Source organism: Dokdonia sp. (genome assembly GCF_039945015.1).
GTDB lineage: Bacteria > Bacteroidota > Bacteroidia > Flavobacteriales > Flavobacteriaceae > Dokdonia.
Genome location: NZ_JBDUXP010000024.1, coordinates 17,011 through 37,078 on the forward strand (window position 1 = coordinate 17,011; position 20,068 = coordinate 37,078).

Here is a 20,068-nt window from a genome sequence, read left to right on the forward strand (position 1 = left end):
GTTAAAATTAAATTCTGAAACAATAGAAAGAAATACGTACACCTACGTATATGAGCAAAAACAGGTGTTTTTACGGGGATGCGTGAATAGAAGGAATTGTGTAGTTAAAAAATATGTTTTTATGCAGAAAAAATAAATTCAATTCTTTGAGAAGGAATATACTTTTGCATAAAATAAATATTTAACATGTTGATTTTTAAAACATTGTTGTTTGAAGGGAAACAGTGTAAACAACCACCATATTTAATTATGAATATTATCGTAAGACAAGTTTCTTAACAATATCCCTTCCTAGTTCTTCATTAAGACGTTGTAATATTTTTTCTTTTCCATAACTAAGTTCTTCTCTAAAAACAGAAGAGCTTAAATTAATAAATAAAGTATCTCTGTCTAACTTAACAGAAGTTGTATAAGTTTTAAAAGCAGGATTAAGAGCAAACCATGCATTGCTTACATCTACTTTATCAATCCCTTTTTGAAGTTTGTTTTTAGAAACAAACTTTCCTAAAGCGTCGCTTATAGACATAGGATCAGTGTTACGCTTTGTCATTCGTTTATGATTAAGGGTTTGTATCTTCTATATGTATAGACGTTGCCATTTTTGGTAAGAAGAACTAATTGTTCTTTTGTTGCAGAAATAACCTTCTCTTGCCAGGTGTCATATGCTGTAGCATATTTTAATGTCAATGTATCGTTAACTGTCTTTATATCTATATTCTCTACACTTTTTGAAGTCGTAAAATGACCATTAATATCTGGCTGCACTTTTGTGCGGATACCAGTTTGATCTTTTTTTACCTCAAAAAAGTCAATGTTTTGACTTATAGAAAATTCTTTTTTACTACCATCAGTAAAAGTTACATCTGCAATTTCCCAATATCCGCTTAGATGTTGTAGTGCATCTTCGGGAGATTGTGAACAAGCAAAAATGCTTATAATGATGAGTATATATATGGGATATAGATGTTTCATATGAAAGGAAAAACAAAGTACGCGAAAAAGAGTGAATTATCCTTCCTGACTTAAATGAAATAATTCATAACTCTGATGAATTTTTTTGACAACCTCTTCCGTACGATCTGGATGTGTATCACTTATAAAGAGTTGACCAAAATTATTTGTATTAACAAGTTGTATAATATGAGTTACTCGATTTTCATCAAGTTTATCAAAAATGTCATCAAGTAATAAAATGGGAGATACGCCACTTTCTTCTTTAATAAAGTTAAATTGAGCGAGCTTTAATGCAATGAGATATGATTTCTGTTGTCCTTGAGAACCAAACTTTTTAATAGGATACTCATTAATTTTAAAAGAAAGGTCGTCCTTGTGTATTCCTACACTCGTATATTGTAATGCTCGATCTTTTGCAAGTGCATTAGTAAGTAAGTGTTCTAAGGGCATATCGTGTAATGCACTTTGGTATTTTAAACTTACTTGTTCTGTGCCTCCGCTAATGGCTTTATACTGTTCTTGAAAAATAGGTTCAAAACGACTCAAAAATGCATTTCTTTTTTCAAAAATAGGCTGTCCATAAGTACATAATTGATCATTATAAACACTTAAAGTGTCTTGATCAAAGGTATTATTTACTGCAAAATACTTTAATAACGCATTTCGTTGGCTTAAAACTTTTGAATATGCGAGTAAATTTGAGAGGTAATTTTTGTCACTTTGAGAGATAACACCATCTATAAATTTACGACGCATATCACTCCCTTCTGTAATGAGATCTCGATCTGCAGGCGAAATAATAACCAGCGGTAAAAAACCAATATGATCTGCAAAACGTTCATACATTTTTGCATTGCGTTTGATCACTTTTTTTTGACCTCTTTTTGCACTTATTACAACTTTTTCATCTCTATCATTCTTGTCGTAAACCCCATCTATAACAAAGAAATCTGCATGGTGATTAATATTTTGACTTGTTACAGGATTAAAATAACTTTTGCCAAATGATAAGTGATAAATAGCATCTAAAATATTTGTTTTTCCAACACCATTATCGCCTACAAAACAATTGATTTTTGAATCAAATTCAAACACTTTAGATGTAAAGTTTTTATAGTTTATTAAAGAAAGAGATTTTAAAATCATAGGGTTTGTGATGAGCTCGCTTTCGCGAAAGCATATAACTTCTCAAAAATGGTTTGCAAATTATCGAAAAATAAGGAATAAATTCCCTTTCAAAATTCAATAAAAATTATATTTTTGCGCCACTAACAAAATAAGTATATGGCAACGTATAATAAAAGAGGGTATAAACCGAAAACTAAGGCCGAGAAAGTAGTAGAGGAAGTAGATGATAGTACTACAGCTGAAGTATTTGCATCCCTAGACGAAGGAGCTTCTAGAACTGAGGAGTGGGTAGAGAAGAATCAAAAAGGTATTTTTGGTGTAATTATAGCAGTACTAGTAATTGCTTTAGGGTACTTAGCCTACAATAAATTTATCTCAGAACCTAAGATCGAAGAAGCTGCAAATGAACTTACAGTCGCTCAAGAGAGTTTTACACTTGCACTTGAGGCTTCAAATACAAATGTGACTGATTCTTTATATCAAGTTGCACTTGATGGTTCTCGTGGGAAGTACGGTTTACTTGAAGTAGCAGACAAATATAGCGGAACTCCATCTGGTAATCTTGCACATTATTATGCAGGAATGTCTTACTTAGAGCTTAAAGATTATAAGAATGCAATTAGTCATTTAGAAGATTTTTCTTCTAATGATATGATGCTTGCACCTTTGGCAGAAGGAGCAATAGGTGATGCCTTTATGCAATTAGATCAAGCAGATCAAGCATTAAGTCATTATGAAAATGCATTTGCATTAAGTACAAATGATTTTACAACACCTCGTTTTCTTTTTAAAGCAGCTGTAGCAGCAATAGATTTAGGAAAAAATGATAAAGCTGTAAAATACCTTACTCGTGTTAAAGAAGAGTTTAGTGCTTCTGATTATGCAAAACAAGTAGATTTATACTTGGGAAGAGCACAAGCTGGAAAGTAATTTTTAGAAATAGCATACTTGCATATATTGCAAATGCCATAAATACTAGGAGTTTTTAAAATACAACCATAATGGCTACAGAAGGAAATAACCTATCTGCTTATGATAAAACAACAATCCCAAATGCGAAAGATTTTCGATTTGGGATTGTTGTTTCTGAGTGGAACCCCACAATAACCGAAGGTCTGTTTCAAGGCGCTTTTGATGCCTTAAAAGATTGCGGTGCTGTAAATGATAATATTGTACGTTGGAATGTTCCAGGTAGCTTTGAACTTATTTATGGTTGTAAACGCATGACGGCTAGCTATGATATGCTAGACGCTGTAATTGCTATAGGAACTGTTATTCAAGGAGAAACAAAACATTTTGATTTTGTATGCCAAGGAGTTACAGAAGGTATTAAAGAACTAAATCTTAAAGGAGATATTCCTGTTATATTCTGTGTACTTACAGATAATACAATGCAACAATCTATCGATCGTAGCGGAGGAAAACATGGAAACAAAGGTACAGAAGCGGGTATTGCTGCTATAAAAATGGCGCAATTACGTAAAGAATCAAAATTTTAATTCTTTACTCCAAAATTCTTACAACTATACAATTATTCCCAATATTCACTTTTCAAACTGTTAAAGAGGCATACTTTTTGACTGTAAATGCCGTATATTTGATATAGTAAAGTTATGGGAATATTAAAGCGAACAAATAAGAAATTTGACTATACACCTCGTTATTATAAAAATGATAAAGAGGGAAGCCCTTATAAAATGGAGGGTAGGTTTGATGAGCATAGAACTACATTAAATACACCTCGTGGTCTTAAAGTAAAATTCACTACTGCATGGGATGAATTACAAGAGTCTCGTAAAGGTGGTTATAATAGAACAATACTTATACTAATACTTATTTTTATATTCATATTTCTTTGGATTATAGACTTTGATTTATCCATATTTAGTTAGATTTTAAACTAGATGACAGACATTATTAAGCTTTTACCAGATCACGTGGCAAACCAAATTGCTGCAGGTGAAGTTGTACAACGACCAGCTTCTGTTGTAAAAGAATTATTAGAAAACGCAATAGATGCAGGAGCGACATCCATAAAACTCATTGTAAAAGATGCAGGAAAAACACTTATCCAGATTATAGATGATGGAAAAGGGATGAGTGAGACAGATGCTCGTATGAGTTTTGAACGTCATGCAACCTCTAAAATTACTTCTGCAGATGATTTGTTTAACCTTAATACAAAAGGCTTTAGAGGAGAAGCGCTCGCTTCTATAGCCGCTGTGGCTCATGTTGATTTAAAAACACGATCAGAACAAAACGATGTTGGGACACATATTGAGATAGAAGGGAGTAAAATTAGTACGCAAGAAGTATGTGCAACTCCTAAAGGAACATCGCTAGCAGTAAAAAACCTTTTTTTTAATATACCAGCACGGCGTAATTTCTTAAAATCAAATAATGTCGAACTTCGACATATTATAGATGAGTTTCAAAGAGTTGCTTTGGCACATCCACAAATTGTATTTGCCATGTATCACAATGATGGTGAAGTTTTTCAACTTCCTTCTGGAAATTTGAAACAACGTATTGTTGGGATTTTTGGAGGAAAAACAAATGAAAAACTAGTCCCCGTATCAGAAGAAACAGATATTGTAACAATTCAAGGTTTTGTGGTGAAACCTGAATTTTCTAAAAAAACAAGAGGAGAACAATTCTTTTTTGTAAACGATCGATTTATAAAGAACCCATATCTTAATCATGCAGTGAGTGCCGCCTTTGAGGGACTATTACCAGATCGAGCAAGAGCGAGTTATTTTTTATACCTCATTGTAGACCCTAGCACAATCGATATTAATATCCACCCTACAAAAACAGAAATAAAATTTGATGATGAGCATGCATTATATGCCATTTTGCGTAGTACAATAAAACACAGTTTGGGACAATTTAATATTGCTCCAGTACTTGATTTTGATAGAGATGCAAATCTTGACACGCCATATGCGTATAAAGATAAATATGCAAATACACCTAAAGTAGAGGTAGATAGAAATTTTAATCCTTTTGACAATGTGGCGCCACCTAAGCGAGGAGCTTCATTGCCTAACTATGAGAAACAAAATGTAGAAGGATGGGAGCAATTATATGAAGGGCTAAAAAATCCTGTTACGCAAGGAGGCAGTAACGTGACTTATGAGAGTGAAGAAGTAACTGGGGATTTGTTTCATAAGGAATCTGATACCGCTTTCGCGAAAGCTGAATCAACCACTTATCAATTACATAATAAATATATCATTAGCACCATTAAAAGTGGTATGGTGGTTATAGATCAAAACAGAGCACATCAACGCGTATTATACGAAGAATTATTGCGTAATATCACGGTGAAAGAATCTGTGAGTCAACAACTATTATTTCCGCTGGTATTGAGTTATACGCCTATAGAATTAGGATTACTCGTACAACTTAAAGAAGGATTAGAGAATACAGGATTCCTTTTTGGTAAAATAGCAGATGAAACTCTGGAAGTTATGGGGATTCCAACCTCCTTGCCAGAAGCAGAAGTGCCTATTGTTATAGAACAATTACTAAGTGACTTAGAAAATGAAGTGCCAGATTCTGGCTTTAGTCAGACCGATACCTTAGCCAAAAGTATGGCAAAGAGCATGGCGGTAAAAGCAGGAGAAACATTAGATGCAACTTCTAGAGAACACTTGGTTAATAGTTTGTTTGCGTGTAAAGAACCAACAGTCTCGCCTAGTAATCGTACGACTTTTATTACTATGGGAGCAGAAGAATTAGATCGAAAATTTAAGTAAATAGGAGATGGGAAAAATAACTGATACAGTTAAAATATTACTTATTATAAATGTAATTTTCTTTTTAGGATCATATTTTATAATAAAACCAGGACCTGCTATGCAGTTATTTGCTTTATGGTTTGTAGAGCATCCTAATTTTCAATTCTGGCAACCCCTTACGCATATGTTTATGCATGATTTGGGAAGTCCATGGCATATAGGATTTAATATGTACGCTTTATGGATGTTTGGAAGTCCAATAGAAAATATATTAGGGCAAAAGAAGTTTTTGTTTTTTTACTTTTCAGCAGGGTTAGGAGCAGCATTAATCCATACTCTTGTAAATTATTTCCATTTTCAATCAGGGTATCAAATGTTAATTGAGGCAGGTTTTAATCCTCAGGAAATTACAGGATTACTTGAAAAAACAGTAGAAGCTGGGAGTTATATGCAATCACCAGATATTCCTATTGAAGTTCATGAAAAACTTTTTGGATCTTATAATATTCCTGCTGTAGGAGCTTCTGGGGCAATTTATGGGGTATTAGTAGCGTTTGGAATGATGTTTCCTAATGCTGCATTAGGATTAATGTTTATCCCTATTCCTATTAAAGCGAAGTATTTTATTCCAGCATTGATCCTTCTGGATCTATTTTCTGGAGTTACTGGTTTCTCTATTTTTGGAGCAAATATTGCAAATTGGGCGCATCTCGGAGGAGCATTATTTGGCTTTATTATGATGTATTACTGGAAAAAAAATAGTTTTAACGATAAACGCTGGTACTAATTATGGCGGCAAACTCATTCTTATCTCAATACAAAACAGCAAATATCGCAATCAAATTGATTGTGATTAATCTAGCTGTTTTTATCGTTTTTAATATCCTACCTTGGATTGTTCAAGTAGATAATAACGTGTTTACTAGATATTTTGTATTACCTACAGATTTATCACGATTAATACAGCAACCATGGTCTATACTTACGTATGCCTTTTTGCATAATGGGTTTTTGCATATTCTTTTTAATATGCTATTTCTGTATGTGTTTTCTAAATTTATTCTAAATATTTTTTCAGAAAAGCGATTCCTTACTATATATCTTCTTGGAGGTATTGCTGGTGGTTTAACATTCATATTAATGTATTTCCTTTTGCCTGCTTTTAAGGGGAATAGTGTATTACTAGGAGCTTCTGCAGCAGTAAATGCCATTATTGTTTTTATAGCAACGTATAGCCCCAATACACCTATACGAGTCTTTACATTTAATCTAAAGCTTTGGCATATCGCAGCTTTTGTTGTTTTAAGAGATGTATTGACATTAAATTCTTCAAGTAATGCTGGAGGATTAATATCCCATTTGGGAGGAGCTGCTTTTGGATATGTATATGCTGTGCAACTCGCCAAAGGAAATGATATAGGAATATGGTTTGAAAGAATAATGGATACGATTGCTAATTGGTTTTCTAAAAAACCAAAAACCAAAAAAGCGAAGATGCGAACGGTACATCGCTCAGCAAAAAAATCGACTCCTAAAAGTACGAAAACAACAAAGCCTCCCGTTTCTAAGAGTAATCAACAGCAACAAATAGATGCCATTCTAGATAAAATAAGTAAGAGTGGTTATGATAGTCTTTCAAAAGCTGAGAAAGATTTTCTGTTTAAAGCTGGAAAAGATAATTAATGAAAGGACTATCCTTTTTTGGAAAAGCTATTTTTTTTATAAATAGTGTTTTTGCTATCCTTTTAGTTTTGGGGTATGCATTGCCTTATATCTCACCACATATATTTCCTAGACTTTCTGTTTTAAGCTTAGTGCTTCCTGTTTTAATTCTCATAAATGCAGTCTTTTTAATATACTGGATCTTACGAGCAAAAAGACAATTGTTCCTTTCGGCTTTTGTGCTCATTATTGGATTAGGACATATAAGTTCCTTATACCATTTTGGTTCTAATACAACTGGGATAGATGGGTTAAAAATAATGAGTTATAATGTGCGATCTTTTAATATAAATGAATGGTCAGAACAAAAAAATATAGGACCTCGTATCTTAGAGTTTGTGTTAAAGGAGAACCCTGATGTTATTTGTTTTCAAGAGTATAATTCTGAACATGAGTTGTCTAATGATGTGTATCCTTATCATTATAAAAAAATGATAAATGATTCTAAAATATTTGGGCAAATTATTTATTCAAAATACCCTATTATAAATGGAGGATCATTAGACTTTAAAAAAACAGGGAACAATGTTATTTATGCAGATGTCGTAATTGCTAATGATACCATACGTATATATAATGTTCATTTTCAGTCATTGAGAGTATCTTCAAAATTTAATACTCTTAAAGATGAGGACTCAAAACGATTACTAGGAAGAATAGGAGAGGCGTTTAAAAAACAAGAAACACAAGTAATGCAGTTTTTAGAGAGCGAGAAAAAATCACCATATCCAGTTATTGTAGCAGGTGATTTTAATAATAGTTCTACTTCATATATGTATCGGAAAATAAAAGGAGAGAAAATTGATGCTTTTGAAAAAGCAGGATCAGGAACTGGACGTACATTTACATTTGATTTTGTGCCTTTACGAATAGATTTTATCCTAGCCGATCCAAAATTTGAAACTTTAACATTTGAGAATTATGATGTCAAGTTATCAGATCACTACCCTATAAAGAGTGTCTTTAGTACAGATTTTAAATTCTAGAATATTAGCGTTTAACTATCTACAATATACTTGATAGATTAACCTTTTCAAGGTATGAAATCGCGTTAGGGCCTTCATTAAATAAGAGGTCTAAAATAGAGATGTTGGGCAAATACCCATGTTTATCATGAAATAGTTGATGATATTCTGGAAGTCCATAATCAGGCTCTTTTTTTGAAGTAATAAGATTTCGTAAATCTTTGATAGGTTCTTTAGGACTTCTAAAATATTCTTCGGTATAGGTAATCTCTTTCTCTAATTGTAAACAATCCATGATAATATCATGAAAAGCCATATTAAAATTGATAAGAGTATCGTATTCTGTTGTATATAAAGGCTCAAGTGTGTCTTCGTAATATTCAAAAAAGGGGGATGTTTGATATGCCACCTTTAAAGACCTCCAATGATCTCTTTGCCAATGAAATTTGTTTTCGAGACGAACATTAAAATATAATTGATGCCCTTCTGGATTACGACTATGTTTTATCGGTATTGTTAATTGAAGAACACCACTTGCCGTTGCAATTTTAGTTCGCGTGCGATATGATTGCTTTTGATAATTATCCAATGCTTCAAACTGGACGTGATCTGCTTGAACAATACAAGCATAATGTACAATAGGTAAGCAGTATCCGGGATGTAAGAGTATAGTTTTCAAAGTTAATTCACGTTTATTGCTTTACCTACATAGTTACTTTTGTCAATGAGTCCAATATACCTAGAATCCATTGCATTATCTCTATTATCTCCCATGACAAAAAACTTGTTTTTAGGGATTATTAAGGGACCAAAATTATAATTGTCCCAATCGTTAGGAAAATCTTTATTTACTTTACTATGTTTTTCTTTAGGGGTTTGAGTATAGCTTAAAAGAGCTTTTGGGATATGATTTTTAACAACACTGTCTTCTAAATGTATAATTATCATGTTTTCTCCAATGGTATAATACTCTTCTTGTCCAGGCACTAAAGTATGTGATATGCTCTTTAGTTGATCTTGATTAATTGTATATGAATGTTTTAATCTTATATTCTTGTCTATGTTTATACCATTAACATAAGTAATACCATCAATAATAGATAGTGTGTCTTGCTCTTTAGCTACCATTCTAAACATCCAATGGCCAGTCCCAAAAATTTCTTCTTGATGCCAAAAAGAAATAAAATCATTGTTTTTAACAGCTACAAGATTTGAAACTATAACATAATCTCCAAGTTCTAATGTTGGAGATGAGGCTGTTGTTGGAATTTTATAGATTTTAAAATACCCTTTAGAACCCATAAAATGATACCCTATAAATAAGCTAAAAAAAAGCAATGTAATACCAAGTAGTATTTTCTTCTTTTTACTTATAAACATCCCTATGCTTTAGATTGTTTCTTTTTCTTTCTAAAGAAATTAAAACCAAAGTATAATAAAATAAGACCTAAGAAATGGTAACGATAGCTCGTTAGTTTTCCATCGCCTCCTACTGTTGTAAATACCCGATCCCAACGTATACTATTGAAAAATCCACTTTTATTTGCATCTAGGCTAAACCACACAAAAACAGGCTTTCCTACAACATGTGTATAAGGAGTATATCCCCATGAACGGGCATCTTGCGAATTATGACGATTATCTCCCATCATCCAGTAATAATCTTGTTTAAAGGTGTATTCTGTAATAGGAGAGCCGTTTAAAGTAACTTCTGTTCCGGTTACTTGTATATTTTGTTTTATACCAAATTCGCTACCTTCATATACCTCTATAATACGTTTGTAGAAAGGAATTGTTTGTGGTGTTATAGAAACCGTTTTCCCTTCTTGAGGGATATATATAGGACCATAATTTTGCACGCTCCAATTATGTCCACTTCTCGCTGGGAATAAATTGGAATTGGAATAATCTCCTTTATGTTCATCTAGTGTTATGCTAATGATAGATGCATTATTCTTTAATTTTTCATAAGAGGCATCACTTATTTGTGCAATATGTATGTATGGACCCTCTTGAGATTCTTGAGCGGCTAGTACTATATCAGATATTTCATACCTTCCAGATACTAAGTCTGTAGGTATGCTATATTGACCTCTGTTATCTTTAATAGGTTTTACTAATAAGTTTTTTGATACTACTGTATATGAAAACTGTAGTCTTGCTCTATCTGGAAGATCATTTTTAACCCCATTAGTATATACATAACCACCACGTACTTCTAAAGAATCTCCAGGTAATCCTACACAACGTTTTACATAATTAGACTTCTTGTCAACAGGTTTATAAATTGATTTACTTGTAGGGTCAGTAATAACAGTTAATGTATCTACTGGCCAACTGAAAACAACAATATCATTACGTTTTATTTTTTGAAATCCAGGTAATCTGAAATAAGGTAATTCTGGAGAAGATGAATACGATTTTGCTCCTGTATAAGGAATAGCATCATGTAACATTGGAGTAGCTACCGTAGTAATAGGTGTTCTCGCTCCATAATGAAATTTACTTACAAAAAGATAGTCTCCTACAAGTAACGTTTTTTCCAGAGATGATGTTGGTATCGTAAATGGTTGCATAAAGTACGTATGCACAATTGTAGCAGCGACAATAGCAAATAAGATAGAACTCACCCATTCTCCACTACTACTTTTTGGAGCTAGATCTCGATCTTTAATATGAGGTGCATCGGTAGCGTAGTTTATATAAAATAAATAAAGACCACACGTTAAAACAACTAGCGCTGTGTCTTTATAAGTATTAAACCCATAACTTCTCGCTGTTTCTGTCCATACAACGGGAAACATAATTAAGTTAACGATTGGTACAAAAAGTAAGATCGTCCACCACCAAGGGCGATTAATGATCTTCATAAGAACGACTGCGTTATATACAGGTACTGCTGCTTCCCAAGCTTGCCTTCCAGCACGAACATATAATTTCCAAGTACCCAAAAAATGGATCGCTTGAATAGCTAGAAAGAAAATAAACCACTGTGTAATTGTCATTGTATATTGTATTTATGAGTAGTTAGTACTTTAGTTTTTGGTAGTGTTACGTAATTAAGAAATATTTAATACATCTGCCATAGAAAATACGCCTTTTTTTCCAACAAGCCACAGCGCAGCAACAAGAGCACCTTGTGCAAATCCCTGTCTAGAATGTGCTTCATGATATATTTGTAACGTATCTACTTCGTTTTTATAAGTAACAATATGAGTTCCAGGAACGGTGCCTTCTCTTTTTGAAGCAATAGGAACGATATTTTTTTCTACCTCTTGCTTAGAAAAATCAATCTCTTTCCATTGTGTATAATTACCTGCTTCTATAATCCCTTCTGCAAGAGTAATAGCTGTACCACTCGGAGCATCCAGTTTTTGCGTATGATGTATTTCTTCCATATGTACATCATAGCTATGATGAGGGGCCATGTATTGAGCCAATTTCTTATTGATTTCAAAAAATATATTGACACCAATACTAAAATTAGAAGCATATAAAAAACTACCTTCTTTTTCTTTACATAAAGAAACTATAGCATCATATTGATCTAACCAACCAGTAGTTCCAGAAACAATAGGAACTCCTTGATTAAAACACATAGTAATATGGGATACTGCGATATCTGGTAAACTAAAATCTATAGCTACATCTACTCCGTCTAAACTAAAAGGAGACGAATCGTCTGTTTTTAAAATAATGTCATGTCCTTGAGAGATAGCAATTTTTTCAATTGCTTTACCCATTTTCCCATAACCTAAAAGTGCAATCTTCATTAATCAATGTGATAGGTTAATTTAAATCCATAGCGAAATGCTTGTCCTAAATCATCTGTATGGATATCTGGAGCAAATGTCAAATCATCACTTACATTATATTGCGATAAATGTGCATCTACATTTGCTTCTAAAATTTGAAGTACATACATTCCTGCAGTAATCAATATGGCGAGTTCTTTACGTCTTCTAAAAAAATCTTGAGAATCTATCAAGCCATCATCTGTAAATGTTTCTGTGGTAGTTCCATCTTCATTGACAACTGTAAATTCATCAATACGACCTGCAAGTCTATCTTTAAAAGCGTTCCTAAAACGTTTAAATTCTTTGTCATTATCTATTGCAAAAAAGACACCAGTTCCTAAAGCTCCATATACAATAGGTAGTTTCCAATAGTCTTTATTGTATGCTTGTCCTAGACCTGGTAGGGTAGCGGCATAAAAAGCGGCCTTAGCCGGACGCAAAGGATCAAAGGGATCTTGAGATTTTAATGTAGATATGGTCTCTTCATTAACAATAATGGCATCGTCTGATTGCGCTTTCGCGAAAGCGTATATCAATAAAAAACCTATAACGAATATGCTTTTCTTATGTAGCACTTTGGATCAATTTCTGTATGCGGTTAAAATCTTCTTCGGAAGAAAAAGGAATAGTGATTTTTCCTCTCCCATTTTTAGAAACTTTTACATCAACTTTTGCTCCAAAATAATTGGCAAATTCTTTTGTACCGTTTTTAATAAATGAAGGTGTTTCTTCTTTTTGGGGAAGTTGAGTTTCTGAAGTAGAATGATAGTTCTTTACCAAAGCCTCTGTCTGACGAACAGATAACTTATCGGTAATGATCTTTTCATAAATATCAAGTTGATCTCCTGTATTTTCTATATTAATTAATGCTCGTCCATGTCCCATAGATAAGAATCCATCACGCATTCCTGTTTGTACAATGGGATCTAGTTTTAATAAGCGTAAGTAATTTGCAATTGTAGACCTATTCTTACCAACACGCTCACTCATTTGTTCTTGAGTTAAATTGATCTCATCAATAAGACGTTGGTACGAAAGAGCAATTTCTATAGGGTCAAGATCTTGGCGTTGTATATTTTCTACAAGAGCCATTTCTAGACTCTCTTGATCATTTGCAATACGTATGTATGCAGGTATGGTAGCATTACCTACGAGTTTTGAAGCTCTAAAACGACGTTCTCCAGATACAAGTTGGTATTTATTAAAGCTTAATTTACGTACTGTAATAGGTTGTATAACACCTAATTCACGTATAGATGAGGCAAGTTCGCGAAGCATTTCTTCGTTAAAACTAGTACGAGGTTGAAAAGGGTTTACTTCAATATCCTTGAGATCTAACTCAACAATATTGCCTACAACCTTATCAGCATTTTTATCATCTGCGCTCTTGATATCATTTTCAGGGTCTTTCAGTAAAGCTGAAAGTCCGCGTCCAAGAGCTTGTTTTTTTGTTGCTTTAGCCATATACTCTAGCTATTGTTTTTTGTGATGAGTTCTTGTCCTAAACTCAAATAGTTTGCAGCTCCTTTACTTCCCGCATCATAATTAATAATGCTTTCTCCATAACTTGGTGCTTCACTTAATCTAACATTACGTTGTATAATGGTTTTAAACACCATCTCACTAAAATGTTTTTGTACTTCTTCGACTACCTGATTTGATAATCGTAATCTAGAATCATACATAGTTAGTAAAAGTCCTTCTATATCTAAGTCTGCGTTATGAATTTTTTGGATACTTTTAATAGTATTTAACAGTTTACCTAGTCCTTCTAGTGCAAAATACTCGCACTGTATAGGAATAATGACAGAATCAGAAGCAGTAAGTGCATTTAATGTTAATAGACCTAATGAAGGAGCGCAATCTATTAATATATAGTCATATTGATCCCTTAGATGACCAATAGCCTTTTGCATCATATATTCCCGTTTCTCTTTGTCTACAAGTTCAATTTCTATGGCAACAAGGTCTATATGCGCAGGAATTAAATCTAAATTAGGAGAACTAGTACTAATAATAGCTTCTTCTGCAGTATTTGTATGCTCCAGAAGTTGATACGTTCCTATTTCTACTTTATCTACATCAATTCCTAGCCCCGATGTAGCGTTAGCTTGAGGATCAGCATCTATCAGTAATACTTTTTTCTCCAGTACTCCAAGCGAAGCAGCTAGATTTACAGAAGTAGTTGTTTTACCAACACCTCCTTTTTGGTTTGCAATAGCAATTATTTTGCCCATATAAATTTGAGGAAATTTAAAAAGTAAAAATACGATTTATAATGAGTAAATAAAATGCTTTCAAATATAAAAGGTCATTCCTAAGAATGACCTTTTATATTTTCTATAATTTATAGGGGTATTAAAAATAGTAATTAAGACTTAATGTGTAGTTTTGATTATTTACAATAAGTGGTATAACTGTATCATTTACAGGGAATGATAGGTTGTTTTCATATTCAGAGAGATAAGATAATGTAAGTCCGATATGCTTCTCATTTGGAAGACGTAAACGAGCTCCTATTTTTGGAACAACAATCGTATTTCCTCCTGTAATATCAAATGAGAAACCATTTACTTCTCCATCAAAAGAGTCAGACGTTACTCCAACACTAACGCCTACAAATGGTTTGATTTTCCCAGTTTTATTAAATAAATACTCAAGGCCTAAGAATGCTCTGTAACTATTTACTCTAAAACTGGTAGTATCTGCTGTATTTCCAAAATCTTTTTCACCAGAAAAACTAGCACTTCCTTCTAGAGTAACAAATAAATTACCTTGAATTTTCCCAAAGAAACTTGGTGAAGCAATGACTCCTATTTGTAATTGCCCAGATGCAATACTTTCTGTACTACTATTATCAAAGAAGCTTATATTGTTAAGCCCTCCACCTATTCCAGCATAAAAGCTGGCTTGATCTGTATTATGATCATTTGCATTCTTAATTTCTTTTTCAGTAGGAGTAAAGGTACCATAAGAACAGGAGTTGTAGGTAGTGACAATTTTTTGAAGAGCTGCTTCATTAAAATTGTCTTCGTTGTTTAAAACATCCCTTATGCTATTACAGTCTTCAAATATAACGGCTAGTGTACCAGGAGTTTTACTAGATTTTGTATCTGTATTAATAATAGCATTCTTGCCATTTTCTACAGCAACAAGGTATTGTGAAGTATTTACCTTGTATAGATTTCCTTTTCCGGAAGTTATGTTTGATACATAATATGAAGTTCCGTCAAATTCTTTTTTTGAGAGTGAAGTATTCCCTAATGTAATTGAATTTACCTGATCAAAAGAATAGGTGCTTACTTTTAGATCTTTTTTTAGAGATATTTTTTCTGTTTGATAATCTATCAATACGCGACCTTTTATAGTCTCTGTATTGGTTGTAATAGTTCCTTTAGAATAATTCTGGGCTATAGCTGTCGTAGCTATAAACATCATCGCGAAGACGAGGAGTAATATTTTTTTTTTCATAGCAATAGTTTTTTGTGAAGAATCATCAAAAAATATGCCTAATAGGTCGAAAAAAAGAATAGTTGCTTACTTGGGAAGAATTGGATATATTATTTGAAAAAAATGATAATCAAAAAAAAGAGGTTCATTAATATCATTAATGAACCTCTTAATATTATACGTTTAAAACATATTTTTACATTCCTGATACAGTTACGTTATCAATAGCTATATCTTCGTTACCAGCATTAAAATCTATACGAATACGTATCGTTACTGTAGTCGATGCTGTTGGATTTGTAGTGCCATCATTTGCAAACATCGCAGTATACTCCGTAAGTGTGTCTGTGATTTCTGCACCATCTCCGATACCATCAAAGTCTGTATCTACTCTAGGAGTCGTATTTACAGTATCTCCACCTGGCTCTTCAGATTGAATAGCAAATATTGGTGTAAAATCGGTGTCATTAAATGAATACTCAACGATTACAAAATCTTCATCATCCCAATTTTGCGAAGTTCCATTATCATCTTCTGCAAAAAGACCAGAAAATGTAAGATTAGTTAATCCAGTAACATCAAGCCCAGAAAAAGTTATTGATTGTGCAGAAGCAGCTCCTTCACCATCTATGTCTTGCGCTCCAAAAAATGAATTCCCTTGAATATTATCTATAGATACACCTCCGCTTATGTTTGATCCATCTGTTCTAGTAAAATAGTCAAAAAAACCATCAGAGAATTCAGGAATACTTGAAGTGTAATTGGTAGTATCGTCTTCAAAATCTTCATACAATATAGCCCCAGTAGGAGGACACATACTGTCACTTGTAAATGTACCATCTACTATACCTACTAATGGAGAATTCCAACTCCAACTTCCAGTAATTACAGAACAATCCGTTGGTCCTGTAGCACCATTGTCAAACGTATGTGTTCCTGTCCATGTTACATCACCACCTCCAGCTGTATATCCTACATTAGTCATTCCGTCACCACTTGTTATATCACACGTAGTTTGCGGTCCGCCTGCAACACAAGAATTTTGATCTCCAATTCCGTTAAATGCAGTCATGCCTAATGTTGTTTGTGTAGTTATAGAACTATTGCCATCTGCAGTTACAAACATAAAATTAAATGTTTGTGTCATAGAGTTGTCTATAGGACCTGCACAAGTAGTACATATATATGTACCTGTAATCGGGTTTACTGGTGCTCTTTCAGTATTTTGAGCAACAAGTAAAGAACTCTCAGTTCCTCTAAAAGTAACAGTGCTAGCTTCTAATGTTTCTCCTTCCTCTCCCGTAGTCATGCTAAAAGAAAGCTCACTTGATGTAAATACAATTTCTTTTGTGTTTCCTAGATCAGATACTTGATCTGTAAAGATATTTACAACTTCACCTGTAGATAGGATAAGATCTGCGGTTGCAGAACGACCATCTTGAGAAAGTGTTATATCAAGAGTACCTCTGTTTTGACCATCTACGGTCGTAAATATTCCTTTGTAATTTTCAACTTCAAGATTAGCAACATCTATAGTGCTATCTATGCTTTCGTCTGTACTACAAGCTACTAGTATAATAGCGAGCATAAAATAAGATAATATCTTTTTCATAATTATTGATTTGGTATAATAATATAGGTGCAAAAATAAGTTGAATTTGTGAAAGTATATATGATGATAGTATTAATTCTAGCTACTTTTTGTTTTAAACAGAAAAACACGACCAGATATTGTTTTAAATTACAATACTAGGTTGTGTTTTCTTTATATATGGTTTAGTACGCTTTCGCGAAAGCGTATTTATTCAAAATAACTAAAGGTCTCACCATCTTCAATAGTGAGTAACGTCTCGTAAATAAGTTTGATAACATTCTCGACATCTTCACGATGTACCATTTCTACTGTAGTATGCATGTATCGTAGTGGTAATGAGATAAGAGCAGAAGCTACTCCACTATTACTATAAGCAAATGCATCGGTATCTGTTCCCGTAGCGCGAGATAATGCAGCTCGTTGGAAAGGAATCTTCTTTTCTTCTGCAGTCTCGGTAATACGATCTCTTAGTTTTTGTTGTACAGCTGGGGCATATGCGATAACAGGGCCTTTTCCTATTGCGGCTTCTCCTTGTACCTTTTGATCGATCATTGGGGTCGTCGTGTCATGAGTTACATCAGTCACAATAGCTACATTAGGTTGGATACGTTCTGCAATCATCTGAGCTCCACGTAAACCAATTTCTTCTTGAACAGAATTTGTAATGTATAATCCAAATGGAAGCTTCTTTTTGTTTTCGTGTAAAAGTCTAGCAACTTCGGCAATCATAAAACCTCCTGCTCTGTTATCTATAGCTCTACAAACAAATTTGTCTCCATTTAAAATATGAAACTCATCTGGATATGTAATGACACATCCTATATGAATCCCCATTTCGTGTACTTCATCTTTGTTCTTTGCGCCTACATCTATGAAGATATTGCTAGGTTTTGGCGGTTCTTCTTTAGCGCGGTTACGAGTATGAATGGCTGGCCAGCCAAAAACACCTTTTATAATCCCTTTTTTAGTATGAATGTTAACGATTTTTGAAGGCGCAATCTGATGATCACTTCCTCCATTACGGATTACATATAATAAACCATTGTCAGAAATGTAATTAACATACCAAGAGATTTCATCTGCATGTCCCTCAATAACAACCTTATATTTTGCTTTTGGATTAATAACAGCGACTGCAGTACCATAGGTATCAGTTATGAATTCATCTACATAAGGTTTGAGATAATCCATCCAGATTTTTTGTCCATCCCATTCGTAACCAGTAGGAGCAGCATTGTTGAGGTATTTTTCTAAGAAATTAAGCGATTTTTTATTAAGTATACTTTTTGAAGACATTTAATATATTTTTTCATAAAAATAAGAATATTAATAAGAAGTTAATAGTCTTATTAGGTTGGAATCTTTAATTTTGGAATGATTTTAGCTTAAAGCGAAATAAAAATATGCGCATACCTATAGTATTACTGTTATTAATATTCTCTTTCTCCGGATGGGCACAAGACACAATCCCAAAATCAGAAGAAGGAGAAATAGAGTATTATATAATCCAAGGAGATACAATACCTAGAAGTGCTATAGATCTTAATGAAGTTATAGTCTTTAAACCTTTAAAGTTTGATTCTAAAGAAGAACGCAGACGATATTTAATACTTCGTAGGAAAACACGTAAAGTATATCCGTATGCAAAATTAGCTGCAGACAGGTTGGTAGCTTTGAATAATAGGTTGGATTCTATTAAAAGTAAATCTGGTAAAAAGAGATATACTAAGATCATTCATAAGTACCTTGAAAATGAGTTTTCTTCCGAGCTTAAAAAAATGACACGTACCGAAGGGCAAATTTTAATTAAACTTATCCATAGACAAACTGGCGAAACTGCTTTTGAACTTGTAAAGCGATTACGTAGTGGATGGAAAGCATTCTGGTATAATACAACAGCAAGTGCTTTTGATATTTCTCTTAAAAGAGAATATGACCCAGTAAATACAGAAGAAGATTATTTGATTGAAGACATACTTCAACGTTCATTTCAATCAGGTATTCTTGAAGGAAAAGATTCTGTATTAGGTTTTGAATATTGGGACCTTTCTGATAAATGGAAACCTAAGGCAAAAGAAATAGATTAATACGATCTCCAAGTAGCATCTCTTTTATAGGTTATAACTTCTTGTATAAAAATATAGGGTATATATATAGGACAAGAGTTTATGGTTTATGAATGTGTATTTATTTGATTTTGAGTCAACTAAAAACTTTTTTAAAAAACAGTAATTTTTTCATTGCAGATAATAAAACACCTGTTATATTTGCCACCCGCTAAGGAAAAGAGTTCTTTTTACATATTGGTTTGATCTTTTAAAATGAAGTAAAAAAAAAGAATTTTTTTATTTTTTATTTGCTGAAAAGAAAGATTTAATTGTACATTTGCACCCGCTTTGAGAGGGAGTAATTGTGAAGAAGTAAAAAGCGGAAAGTTCAGAATAAAATAGAGTGATAGGTTTTAAAATACTAATAATAGATTTGGTATTAAAAAGGTTCGATTCCTTTGCGCTTAACAAAAAGATATCTAAGTTTTAAATTAGATATTGATTTAAGAAAAACAGTGATGTTTTTGAGTTCTTTGTATTGATGTTTTGAATGTTGAATGGGTAGGAAAAAAAAGATTAATTTTTTTTATTTTTTGTTTGTTTGGTAGGAAAAAATAGTTGTACATTTGCACCCGCTTTGAGAGGGAGTATTTGTAGAGAGAATAAC

At 33.0% G+C, this 20,068-nt stretch carries 21 protein-coding genes; 8 read left to right on the forward strand and 13 right to left on the reverse strand.

Going from position 1 to position 20,068, the window contains the following annotated elements; genetic code table 11:
* Positions 1–256: 256 nt before the first annotated feature.
* Genes ABJD27_RS18690 through ABJD27_RS18700 form a run of 3 tightly spaced genes read right to left on the reverse strand, consistent with a single transcriptional unit; the run spans position 257 to position 2,100 of the window.
* Entirely contained in the window at positions 257–550 is a 294-nt protein-coding gene (locus tag ABJD27_RS18690; RefSeq protein WP_348162033.1) for a DUF721 domain-containing protein, read from the reverse strand.
* Positions 547–972 (reverse strand): hypothetical protein, encoded by a 426-nt coding sequence (locus tag ABJD27_RS18695; protein WP_348162035.1) that lies wholly within the window; start codon positions 970–972, stop codon positions 547–549. Before ABJD27_RS18695 ends, ABJD27_RS18690 begins: the two co-directional genes overlap by 4 nt.
* Before the next feature lie 36 nt (positions 973–1,008).
* Positions 1,009–2,100, reverse strand: coding sequence for a DNA replication/repair protein RecF (locus ABJD27_RS18700; protein ID WP_348162037.1), 1,092 nt, complete (start codon positions 2,098–2,100; stop codon positions 1,009–1,011).
* Positions 2,101–2,238: 138 nt separating this feature from the next.
* Between ABJD27_RS18700 and ABJD27_RS18705 the strand changes: the two genes are divergently transcribed.
* The 7 genes from ABJD27_RS18705 to ABJD27_RS18735 all read left to right on the forward strand — a co-directional run bounded on the left by ABJD27_RS18705 (position 2,239) and on the right by ABJD27_RS18735 (position 8,533).
* Positions 2,239–3,012 (forward strand): tetratricopeptide repeat protein, encoded by a 774-nt coding sequence (locus tag ABJD27_RS18705; RefSeq protein WP_348162039.1) that lies wholly within the window; start codon positions 2,239–2,241, stop codon positions 3,010–3,012.
* Positions 3,013–3,083: 71 nt separating this feature from the next.
* Positions 3,084–3,581 carry a 6,7-dimethyl-8-ribityllumazine synthase gene (ribH, locus tag ABJD27_RS18710; protein ID WP_348162041.1) on the forward strand — a complete coding sequence of 166 codons (498 nt, stop codon included), beginning with the start codon at positions 3,084–3,086 and terminating at the stop codon, positions 3,579–3,581.
* A gap of 114 nt (positions 3,582–3,695) precedes the next feature.
* Positions 3,696–3,974, forward strand: a complete 279-nt coding sequence (locus ABJD27_RS18715; protein ID WP_348162043.1) for a riboflavin synthase subunit beta — start codon at positions 3,696–3,698, stop codon at positions 3,972–3,974.
* A gap of 12 nt (positions 3,975–3,986) precedes the next feature.
* Complete coding sequence (gene mutL / locus ABJD27_RS18720) at positions 3,987–5,843, forward strand: DNA mismatch repair endonuclease MutL (RefSeq protein WP_348162045.1); 1,857 nt, start codon at positions 3,987–3,989, stop codon at positions 5,841–5,843.
* Between the two features lie 7 nt (positions 5,844–5,850).
* Positions 5,851–6,612, forward strand: a complete 762-nt coding sequence (locus ABJD27_RS18725) for a rhomboid family intramembrane serine protease (protein WP_348162047.1) — start codon at positions 5,851–5,853, stop codon at positions 6,610–6,612.
* Between the two features lie 2 nt (positions 6,613–6,614).
* Positions 6,615–7,508, forward strand: a complete 894-nt coding sequence (locus ABJD27_RS18730) for a rhomboid family intramembrane serine protease (protein ID WP_348162049.1) — start codon at positions 6,615–6,617, stop codon at positions 7,506–7,508.
* Positions 7,508–8,533 (forward strand): endonuclease/exonuclease/phosphatase family protein, encoded by a 1,026-nt coding sequence (locus tag ABJD27_RS18735; protein WP_348162051.1) that lies wholly within the window; start codon positions 7,508–7,510, stop codon positions 8,531–8,533. Before ABJD27_RS18730 ends, ABJD27_RS18735 begins: the two co-directional genes overlap by 1 nt.
* Positions 8,534–8,552: 19 nt before the next feature.
* Here the strand turns inward: ABJD27_RS18735 and ABJD27_RS18740 are convergent, their stop codons facing one another.
* The 10 genes from ABJD27_RS18740 to ABJD27_RS18785 all read right to left on the reverse strand — a co-directional run bounded on the left by ABJD27_RS18740 (position 8,553) and on the right by ABJD27_RS18785 (position 18,649).
* Positions 8,553–9,191 (reverse strand): WbqC family protein, encoded by a 639-nt coding sequence (locus tag ABJD27_RS18740; protein WP_348162053.1) that lies wholly within the window; start codon positions 9,189–9,191, stop codon positions 8,553–8,555.
* A gap of 2 nt (positions 9,192–9,193) precedes the next feature.
* Complete coding sequence (lepB, locus tag ABJD27_RS18745; RefSeq protein ID WP_348162055.1) at positions 9,194–9,892, reverse strand: signal peptidase I; 699 nt, start codon at positions 9,890–9,892, stop codon at positions 9,194–9,196.
* Positions 9,893–9,894: 2 nt separating this feature from the next.
* On the reverse strand, positions 9,895–11,517 hold the full coding sequence (lepB, locus tag ABJD27_RS18750) for a signal peptidase I (protein ID WP_348162057.1): 1,623 nt from the start codon (positions 11,515–11,517) through the stop codon (positions 9,895–9,897).
* 54 nt (positions 11,518–11,571) lie between these two features.
* A complete protein-coding gene (dapB, locus tag ABJD27_RS18755) occupies positions 11,572–12,285 on the reverse strand; it encodes a 4-hydroxy-tetrahydrodipicolinate reductase (RefSeq protein ID WP_348162059.1) in 714 nt (237 codons plus the stop codon).
* Entirely contained in the window at positions 12,285–12,884 is a 600-nt protein-coding gene (locus ABJD27_RS18760) for a DUF5683 domain-containing protein (RefSeq protein WP_348162061.1), read from the reverse strand. Before ABJD27_RS18760 ends, dapB begins: the two co-directional genes overlap by 1 nt.
* Positions 12,874–13,773: a ParB/RepB/Spo0J family partition protein gene (locus ABJD27_RS18765; RefSeq protein WP_348162063.1), complete on the reverse strand. Its 900-nt coding sequence runs from the start codon at positions 13,771–13,773 to the stop codon at positions 12,874–12,876. The genes ABJD27_RS18760 and ABJD27_RS18765 overlap by 11 nt, the downstream gene beginning before the upstream one ends.
* A gap of 5 nt (positions 13,774–13,778) precedes the next feature.
* Complete coding sequence (locus ABJD27_RS18770; protein WP_348162065.1) at positions 13,779–14,546, reverse strand: AAA family ATPase; 768 nt, start codon at positions 14,544–14,546, stop codon at positions 13,779–13,781.
* A 121-nt stretch (positions 14,547–14,667) separates the two neighbouring features.
* The gene (locus tag ABJD27_RS18775; protein WP_348162067.1) at positions 14,668–15,780 is read right to left on the reverse strand and encodes a hypothetical protein; all 1,113 of its coding nucleotides are present in this window, start codon (positions 15,778–15,780) and stop codon (positions 14,668–14,670) included.
* Between the two features lie 175 nt (positions 15,781–15,955).
* Positions 15,956–17,371 carry a hypothetical protein gene (locus ABJD27_RS18780; RefSeq protein WP_348162069.1) on the reverse strand — a complete coding sequence of 472 codons (1,416 nt, stop codon included), beginning with the start codon at positions 17,369–17,371 and terminating at the stop codon, positions 15,956–15,958.
* 189 nt (positions 17,372–17,560) lie between these two features.
* Positions 17,561–18,649: a M42 family metallopeptidase gene (locus ABJD27_RS18785; protein ID WP_348162070.1), complete on the reverse strand. Its 1,089-nt coding sequence runs from the start codon at positions 18,647–18,649 to the stop codon at positions 17,561–17,563.
* 107 nt (positions 18,650–18,756) lie between these two features.
* Here ABJD27_RS18785 and ABJD27_RS18790 point away from each other — a divergent pair, with 107 nt between their 5' ends.
* Entirely contained in the window at positions 18,757–19,440 is a 684-nt protein-coding gene (locus tag ABJD27_RS18790) for a DUF4294 domain-containing protein (protein WP_348162072.1), read from the forward strand.
* Positions 19,441–20,068 lie beyond the last annotated feature (628 nt).